The sequence below is a fragment of the Stenotrophomonas sp. STEN022 genome (assembly GCF_056760155.1).
Genome location: NZ_JBRREG010000023.1, coordinates 45,030 through 52,137, shown reverse-complemented (window position 1 = coordinate 52,137; position 7,108 = coordinate 45,030). Strand labels below are relative to the sequence as shown.

7 protein-coding genes are annotated in these 7,108 nt (G+C 64.2%); 1 reads left to right on the top strand and 6 read right to left on the bottom strand.

Features of this window, described 5'->3' with window-relative positions; genetic code table 11:
- Positions 1-407 precede the first annotated feature (407 nt).
- Genes ACVOMF_RS07180 through ACVOMF_RS07155 form a run of 6 tightly spaced genes read right to left on the bottom strand, consistent with a single transcriptional unit; the run spans position 408 to position 6,105 of the window.
- On the bottom strand, positions 408-1,664 hold the full coding sequence (locus ACVOMF_RS07180) for a cysteine desulfurase (protein WP_481508653.1): 1,257 nt from the start codon (positions 1,662-1,664) through the stop codon (positions 408-410).
- Complete coding sequence (gene sufD, locus ACVOMF_RS07175; protein WP_481508652.1) at positions 1,661-2,956, bottom strand: Fe-S cluster assembly protein SufD; 1,296 nt, start codon at positions 2,954-2,956, stop codon at positions 1,661-1,663. Before sufD ends, ACVOMF_RS07180 begins: the two co-directional genes overlap by 4 nt.
- Positions 2,956-3,720, bottom strand: coding sequence for a Fe-S cluster assembly ATPase SufC (gene sufC, locus ACVOMF_RS07170; RefSeq protein ID WP_282271346.1), 765 nt, complete (start codon positions 3,718-3,720; stop codon positions 2,956-2,958). The genes sufD and sufC overlap by 1 nt, the downstream gene beginning before the upstream one ends.
- 36 nt (positions 3,721-3,756) lie before the next feature.
- The gene (locus ACVOMF_RS07165; RefSeq protein WP_481508651.1) at positions 3,757-4,167 is read right to left on the bottom strand and encodes a lysozyme inhibitor LprI family protein; all 411 of its coding nucleotides are present in this window, start codon (positions 4,165-4,167) and stop codon (positions 3,757-3,759) included.
- Entirely contained in the window at positions 4,164-5,639 is a 1,476-nt protein-coding gene (gene sufB, locus ACVOMF_RS07160) for a Fe-S cluster assembly protein SufB (protein WP_282271342.1), read from the bottom strand. The genes ACVOMF_RS07165 and sufB overlap by 4 nt, the downstream gene beginning before the upstream one ends.
- A gap of 19 nt (positions 5,640-5,658) precedes the next feature.
- Positions 5,659-6,105 carry an SUF system Fe-S cluster assembly regulator gene (locus ACVOMF_RS07155; protein WP_481508650.1) on the bottom strand — a complete coding sequence of 149 codons (447 nt, stop codon included), beginning with the start codon at positions 6,103-6,105 and terminating at the stop codon, positions 5,659-5,661.
- A gap of 498 nt (positions 6,106-6,603) precedes the next feature.
- Between ACVOMF_RS07155 and ACVOMF_RS07150 the strand changes: the two genes are divergently transcribed.
- Positions 6,604-7,071: an SET domain-containing protein gene (locus tag ACVOMF_RS07150; protein WP_481508649.1), complete on the top strand. Its 468-nt coding sequence runs from the start codon at positions 6,604-6,606 to the stop codon at positions 7,069-7,071.
- Positions 7,072-7,108: the final 37 nt, after the last annotated feature.

Below are 7,108 nucleotides of genomic sequence, written 5' to 3'. Positions count from 1 at the left end.
CTGTGCAGCGTGGATGCTCTGGAGGGTTGGGGGAGCAGCGTAAGCCGCGAGGCTGACAGATTGGCAGAGCGCGGTATCAACGACACCTGCAGCGACGCGCGCCTCGCGGCTTACGCCGCTCCCATAACCAGAACGAATGCAGTGCCGAGGATGCTGTGGAAGCCAGCAATGCGCTCCCTCCCTTTGCCGAAGGCAAGGGGAGGGCTGGGGAGGGGTAAAGCTTTGTGCTGTTGGATTGTGAGCTTCACGGCTCACGCCGTTCCCACAATCAGCCAGCACTGCGTCTCAGCCCCTCTCCCGTTTACGGGAGAGGGGCTGGGGTGAGGGCGCTTTCGCTGTTTGAATGTCGATCTGCAGTGCTATCGGCTTCGCGGCTGACGCCGTTCCCTCAAACACAATGCGACTGCTCAACCCAACAGGGTGCGCACTTTCTTCAACGCCGCCATGAAGGACTCGATCTCTTCATGCGTGTTGTAGAACGCCAGCGAGGCGCGGCAGGTGGCGGCTACGCCGTAGTACTGCAGCAGCGGGTGCGCGCAGTGCTGGCCAGAGCGCACGGCAACGCCTTGCAGGTCGAGCAGGGTTGCCAGGTCGTGCGCATGCGCGCCTTCGATCTGGAACGACACCACCGCCGCCTTGTTGGGCGCGGTGCCGAAGATGCGCAGGCCTTCAACACGCTGCAGTTCTTCGGTGAAGTGGGCCAGCAATTCCTGTTCGCGGGCTTCGATGTGTTCGCGGCCCAGCGCTTCCAGGTAATCCACCGCCACGCCTAGGCCGATGAAGCCGGCGATGTTCGGGGTGCCGGCTTCAAACTTGTGCGGGGCATCGTTGAACACGGTGCCTTCGAAGCTGACTTCCTTGATCATCTCGCCGCCGCCGAGGAAGGGTGGCATGTCCTGCAGATGCTCACGGCGTGCCCACAGCGCGCCGGTGCCGGTGGGGCCGCACATCTTGTGGCCGGTCACGGCGTAGAAATCGCAGCCGATCGCTGCCACATCCACCGCCAGGTGCGGTGCGGCCTGCGAACCGTCAATCACGGTGACGATGCCGCGCTTGCGCGCTTCACGGCAGATCTCGCGGACCGGGTTGATGGTGCCCAGCACGTTGGACACGTGGGTGAGCGCCAGCAGCTTCACTTCCGGGGTCATCGCTGCATGCAGCGCGTCCAGGTCGAGGCTGCCGTCGGGCTTGATCTCGGCCACGCGGACGCTGGCGCCGGTGCGCTCGGCGACCAGCTGCCACGGCACGATGTTGGCATGGTGCTCCATGCGCGAGACCAGGATCACATCGCCAGCCTTCAAGCGCGGCAACGCCCACGAATACGCGACCAGGTTGATCGCGAAGGTGGTGCCGCTGCACAGCACCAGCTCATCGCTGCGCACGTTGAGGAAGCGCGCCAATTTGCTGCGCGCACCTTCGTAGGCCTCGGTGGCCTCGCTGCCGAGCGCATGCACCGCGCGGCTGACATTGGCGTTGTAGCGGCGGTAGAACTCGTCCACCGCGCCGATCACCGACAGCGGCTTCTGCGCGGTGTTGGCATTGTCGAAGTACACCAGCGGCTTGCCGTTGACTTCGCGCATCAGCAGCGGAAAGTCGGCGCGCACGCGCTCCCAGTCGGGGGCGCTGGCCGGGTGGTGGATCGGACGCGGGGAACTGAGGTTCATGCCATGCCTGCCTGTTGCAGTGCCTGGTCCAGATGGCGGGCCAGCTTTTCGGTGAGAACGCCTTCCACCGCAGACAGCGGCTCGTGGCAGAACGCAGCGCTGAGCATGGCGCGTGCCTGTTCGGCCGGCACGCCACGCGAGCGCAGGTAGAACAGCGCATTGGCGTCGAGCTGGCCAACGGTGGCGCCATGCGCCGCCTTGACCTCGTCGGCGTCGATCACCAGCGTCGGCTGGGTATCGATTTCGGCATCGGCCGATAGCAGCAGGTTCTTGTTGGAGAGGTTGGCATCGGTGCCATCGGCGCCTTCGCGGATGCCGATACCACCGTGGAACACCACGCGGCTGCGGTTGGCCGCCACGCCACGCCAGACCAGCTCGGCGCTGGTGTCCTTGGCGATGTGCTCGATGCCCAGACGGGTGTCGATATGGCGACGACCGGTGCCCAGCAGCACGCCATTGGCGGTCAGCTTGGCGTTGTCGCCTTCCAGGCGCACGTTGAGCTCATGACGGCTCAGCGCAGCACCCAGTTCCAGGTCGATGCGGCGGTACTCGGCATCGCGGGCCAGTACCGCATCAGTGCGCAGCAGCGAAGTGGCACGCGCACTGTCGGCCTGCACGCGGGCGTGCGACAGCACGGCGTCCTGGGCGATGTGGACGTGGACCAGGGTGTTGTCCAGGTGCGCGCTGTCGCCAGCCTGCAGGTGGTGCTCGACCAGACCGAACACCGCGCCACGGCGCAGCTCGATCAGGTGACGGTGATGCCAGGCGTGGTCGCTGGAATCCGCCGCGCTGACAAATACCAGATGCAGCGGCGTTTCGCTGACGATGCCGTCGGCGACCTGCACCAGCACGCCTTCGTCGGCGAGTGCGGCATTGAGCTGGGCGAACACTTCCTCGGCGCGCTCGAAGCGACGGCCAAGGAAACGCAGCGCCTCGGGCTCTTCGGCCTGCACGGCAGACAAGGTGCGCACCTGCACACCGGCATCCAGCGACGACAGATCGCTCAACGCAGCGCTGTGGCGACCGTTGACGAAGACCAGGCGCGGCGACGGGATGTCGGCCAGTAGCGCGGTATCAATGTCCGGGGCCTGCAGCGGCGCGGCAGTGAAACTGCGGCGCTCCAGCTGGCGCAGTGAGGTGTACTTCCAGGCCTCGTTGCGGGCGGCGGGCAGGCCGGTCTTGAGGGCGGCCTCAAGAATCGACTCCCGTTCGGCGATTTTCGTTGAATCCCCGCACATGGATGTGCGGGCTGTTGCGAAGGAATCGCGCAACGAATCGAGCAGGGCATTCATTACTTGGCCGCCTCGCGGACCACGCGGTCCTTCAGGAAGTCATAACCGTGGGCTTCCAGCTCCAGCGCCAGTTCCGGGCCGCCGGTCTTGACGATGCGGCCGTCGGCCAGCACGTGCACCACGTCCGGCTTGATGTAGTCGAGCAGGCGCTGGTAGTGGGTGATGACCAGGAACGAACGCTCCGGCGAACGCAGTGCGTTGACGCCATCGGCCACGCTCTTCAGCGCATCGATGTCCAGGCCGGAGTCGGTTTCGTCGAGGATTGCCAGCTTCGGCTCGAGCACGGCCAGCTGGAAGATCTCGTTGCGCTTCTTCTCGCCACCGGAGAAACCTTCGTTGACACCGCGATGCAGCAGCTCGTCCTTCAGGTGCAGCACGGCCAGCTTCTGCCGGACCAGCTTGAGGAACTGCATCGAGTCCAGTTCTTCCTCGCCACGTGCCTTGCGCTGCGCATTGAGCGCGGCACGCAGGAAGTAGGTGTTGTTGACGCCGGGGATTTCCACCGGGTACTGGAAGGCCAGGAACAGGCCGGCGGCGGCGCGTGCTTCCGGTTCCAGCTCCAGCAGGTCGCCATCTTCGAACTGCACGCTGCCAGCGGTGACGTCGTAGCCGTCGCGGCCGGACAGGACATTGCCGAGGGTGGACTTGCCGGCGCCGTTCGGGCCCATGATGGCGTGCACTTCGCCCGGCTTCACTTCCAGCGACAGACCCTTGAGGATTTCCTTGTCGCCGATGCTTGCGTGGAGGTTTTCGATCTTCAGCATGAGGGTGCGTTCTTCAATATGTAGGGTGCGGGGCGATCAGAGCTCGCCTTCGGCGCGATCGAGGAAGGTGGCGCGCAGCCACTGGGTGCGCTTGCGGGTCAGTTCGGCCTTGTTGGCCGAGTACAGCATCGGGTACATCGAGCCGTACAGAACGCGCGGATTCTCGTCCTTGCCCACCGGGTAGCGCGCTTCGATATCAGCGTCGCGCAGCGGGATCCACAGGCGCTGGGCTGCGCGCAGCTTGTCGATGGCGACCTGCTGGCCCTGCAGTTTCTGCATCACCTGCCGGTATACCGCGTTGAGCTCGGCGTCGGCCGCGGTGGCTTCAGCCGCCGCACACTCGTTGATATCCAGCTGGGTGCGGGCGTCATCGCAGGCCTTGCCCGGTGATGCGGCGAAAGCTGCGAACGGCAGCACGGCCAGCAGTAGCAGCGGCAGGCGGCTCATCCGACCGATCCTTCGAGCGAGACTTCCAGCAGCTTCTTGGCTTCCACCGCGAACTCCATCGGCAGCTCCTTGAAGACCTGCTTGCAGAAGCCGTCGACGATCATCGACACCGCGTTTTCCTGGTCGATGCCGCGGGCGCGGCAATAGAACAGCTGGTCGTCGGAAATCTTGGAGGTGGTGGCCTCGTGCTCGACGGTGGCGCTGGGATTCTTCACCTCGATATAGGGGAAGGTGTGGGCGCCACACTTCTTGCCGATCAGCAACGAGTCGCACTGGGTGTAGTTGCGCGCGCCTTCGGCACCACGGTCAACCCGCACCAGGCCGCGGTAGGTGTTCTGGCCACGGCCGGCGCTGATGCCCTTGGAGATGATCTTGCTCTTGGTGCGCTTGCCGACGTGGATCATCTTGGTGCCGGTATCGGCCTGCTGGCGATGGTGGGTCAGCGCAACCGAGTGGAATTCACCGACCGAGTCGTCGCCCAGCAACACGCAGGACGGGTACTTCCAGGTGATGGCCGAGCCGGTTTCCACCTGGGTCCAGGTCACCTTGGAGCGCGCGCCACGGCATTCGGCACGCTTGGTGACGAAGTTATAGATGCCGCCGACGCCGTTCTCGTCGCCCGGGTACCAGTTCTGCACGGTCGAATACTTGATCTCGGCATCTTCCAGCGCCACCAGCTCGACCACCGCGGCGTGCAGCTGGTTCTCATCGCGCATCGGCGCGGTGCAGCCTTCCAGGTAGGAGACGTAGGCCTTGTCTTCGCAGATGATCAAGGTGCGCTCGAACTGCCCGGTATTGCTGGCGTTGATGCGGAAATAGGTGCTCAGCTCCATCGGGCAGCGCACGCCGGCCGGGATGAAGACAAAGCTGCCGTCGGAGAACACTGCCGAGTTCAACGCGGCGAAATAGTTGTCGCCCACCGGCACCACCGAGCCCAGGTACTTGCGCACCAGCTCCGGGTATTCGCGGATGGCTTCGGAGATGGAGCAGAACACCACGCCCTTTTCGGCCAGCTCCTTGCGGAAGGTGGTGCCGACCGAAACCGAGTCGAACACCGCATCCACCGCCACACCGGCAAGCTTTGCGCGCTCATGCAGCGGCACGCCGAGCTTTTCGTAGGTGTCGAGCAGTTCCTTGGGCACTTCGTCCAGCGACTGGTACTTCGGGCCCTTGGGCGCGGAGAAGTAGCTCAGCGCCTGCAGGTCGATCGGGCCGATCTGCAGCTTGGCCCAGTCCGGCTGGCGCATGGTCAGGAAGTGGCGGTAGGCGTCCAGGCGCCATTGCGTCATCCACTCGGGCTCGTCCTTCTTGGCCGAGAGGGCGCGGATGACGTCTTCGTCCAGACCCGGCGGGAACGACTCGGACTCGATCAGGGTGACAAAGCCGGCGTCGTACTTGCGCCCCAGCTGTTCGTGGATTTCACGGTTCGGACTGTCGACGGTGTCGACCTTTTCAATGATCTCGGTGGCCATCAGGGCTGCCTACGGTTGTTCAGGAGACGACGTCGGCGCTGATGCGTCGACGGTCGGCAAGCGGTAAGGGGTGCAGCATCTGCGCAAGGGTGACGCCGCGCAGGGCATCGGAAACCACGTCATTGATCAGCCGCCAGTTCGAGCGCACACCGCACTGCCCGGCAAGACCGCACTGGCTCTGCTCCTGACTGCATTCGGTGATCGCCAAGGGGCCTTCCATCGCTTCCAGGATCTCGATCAGGGTGATCTCGGAGGCCGGGCGGGTAAGCCGGTAACCGCCATGCACGCCGCGCAGGCCTTCGACCAGGCCAGCCTGGGCCAGCGGCTTGAGCAGCTTGCTGACGGTGGGCGGCTCCAATCCGGCGGCTTCAGCCAGATCGGTCGCGCTCAGCACTTCGACTGGCCGTGCGGCAAGCACGGTCAGGACGACGGTGGCGTAATCGGTGAGCTTGGTGACGCGGAGCATTGCGGAGGCGGGAAATCAATGTGGACCAAAATTGTACGCTTTCTGGTCCGGAGGGCCAAGTTTTGCTGTTCAGCTGGCAGAAACCCCCCAGCCAAACAGGGGACTGCAGCTGTTTCCTCTCCCCTCGTGGGAGAGGATGCCGAAGGCAGGAGAGGGGAGCGGCGCAGCCGCTGCAGTTCTCCTCTCCCCTTGTGGGAGAGGATGCCGAAGGCAGGAGAGGGGAGCGGCGCAGCTGCTGCAGTTCGCTTCTGCTTAAAAGTAGTCGGGTAGGGATATTGGTGAGTTTTGATCCTGCGCCAACAGCTACCCCTCTCCCCAACCCTCTCCCACAAGGGGAGAGGGAGCCAAAGTCAGCAGCAAGTGCGCGGCGCAGCCGCTGCTCCATGCTTTCGATTCGTCGTAAAGCATGACGCGGAATCCCCAATCCAGGTGCCTCCCCTTGGGTTGTCCTGCCCGATGGGCGAGAATCACCGCCTCACTCAAGTCCCGGCCATGTACATGCCCAAGAAGATCCAGGCGCGCAAATCCTCCATCCACGGAAACGGTGTGTTCGCCGTGGCCGCCATCAAGAAGGGCGAGCGCGTCATCGAATACAAGGGCAAGCGCCGTACCCATGCCGAAGTGGATGCAGACGATGCGGGTGATGTGGAAACCGGCCACACCTTCCTGTTCACCCTGAACGACGATTACGTCATCGATGCCAACTACAAGGGCAACGACGCACGCTGGATCAACCACAGCTGCGATCCGAACTGCGAGGCGACGATCGAAGAGGTCGAAGGCGATGACCGTACCGCCGACAAGGTGTTCATCGAAGCCATCCGCGAGATCAAGCCTGGCGAAGAGCTGACCTACAACTACGGCATCACCCTGGCCGAGCGCCACACCCCGCGCCTGAAGAAGATATGGGAATGCCGTTGCGGCTCGCCCAAGTGCACCGGCACGATGCTGCAGCCGAAGCGCTGAAAAGCGCCCGCTGGTTTTGTGGGAGCGGCGTCAGCCG

Coding starts and splice junctions, on each gene's coding strand:
- ACVOMF_RS07180 (WP_481508653.1), bottom strand. CDS start 1,664: ATGAACCTCAGTTCCCCGCGTCCGATCCACCACCCGGCCAGCGCCCCC.
- sufD (WP_481508652.1), bottom strand. CDS start 2,956: ATGAATGCCCTGCTCGATTCGTTGCGCGATTCCTTCGCAACAGCCCGC.
- sufC (WP_282271346.1), bottom strand. CDS start 3,720: ATGCTGAAGATCGAAAACCTCCACGCAAGCATCGGCGACAAGGAAATC.
- ACVOMF_RS07165 (WP_481508651.1), bottom strand. CDS start 4,167: ATGAGCCGCCTGCCGCTGCTACTGCTGGCCGTGCTGCCGTTCGCAGCT.
- sufB (WP_282271342.1), bottom strand. CDS start 5,639: ATGGCCACCGAGATCATTGAAAAGGTCGACACCGTCGACAGTCCGAAC.
- ACVOMF_RS07155 (WP_481508650.1), bottom strand. CDS start 6,105: ATGCTCCGCGTCACCAAGCTCACCGATTACGCCACCGTCGTCCTGACC.
- ACVOMF_RS07150 (WP_481508649.1), top strand. CDS start 6,604: ATGCCCAAGAAGATCCAGGCGCGCAAATCCTCCATCCACGGAAACGGT.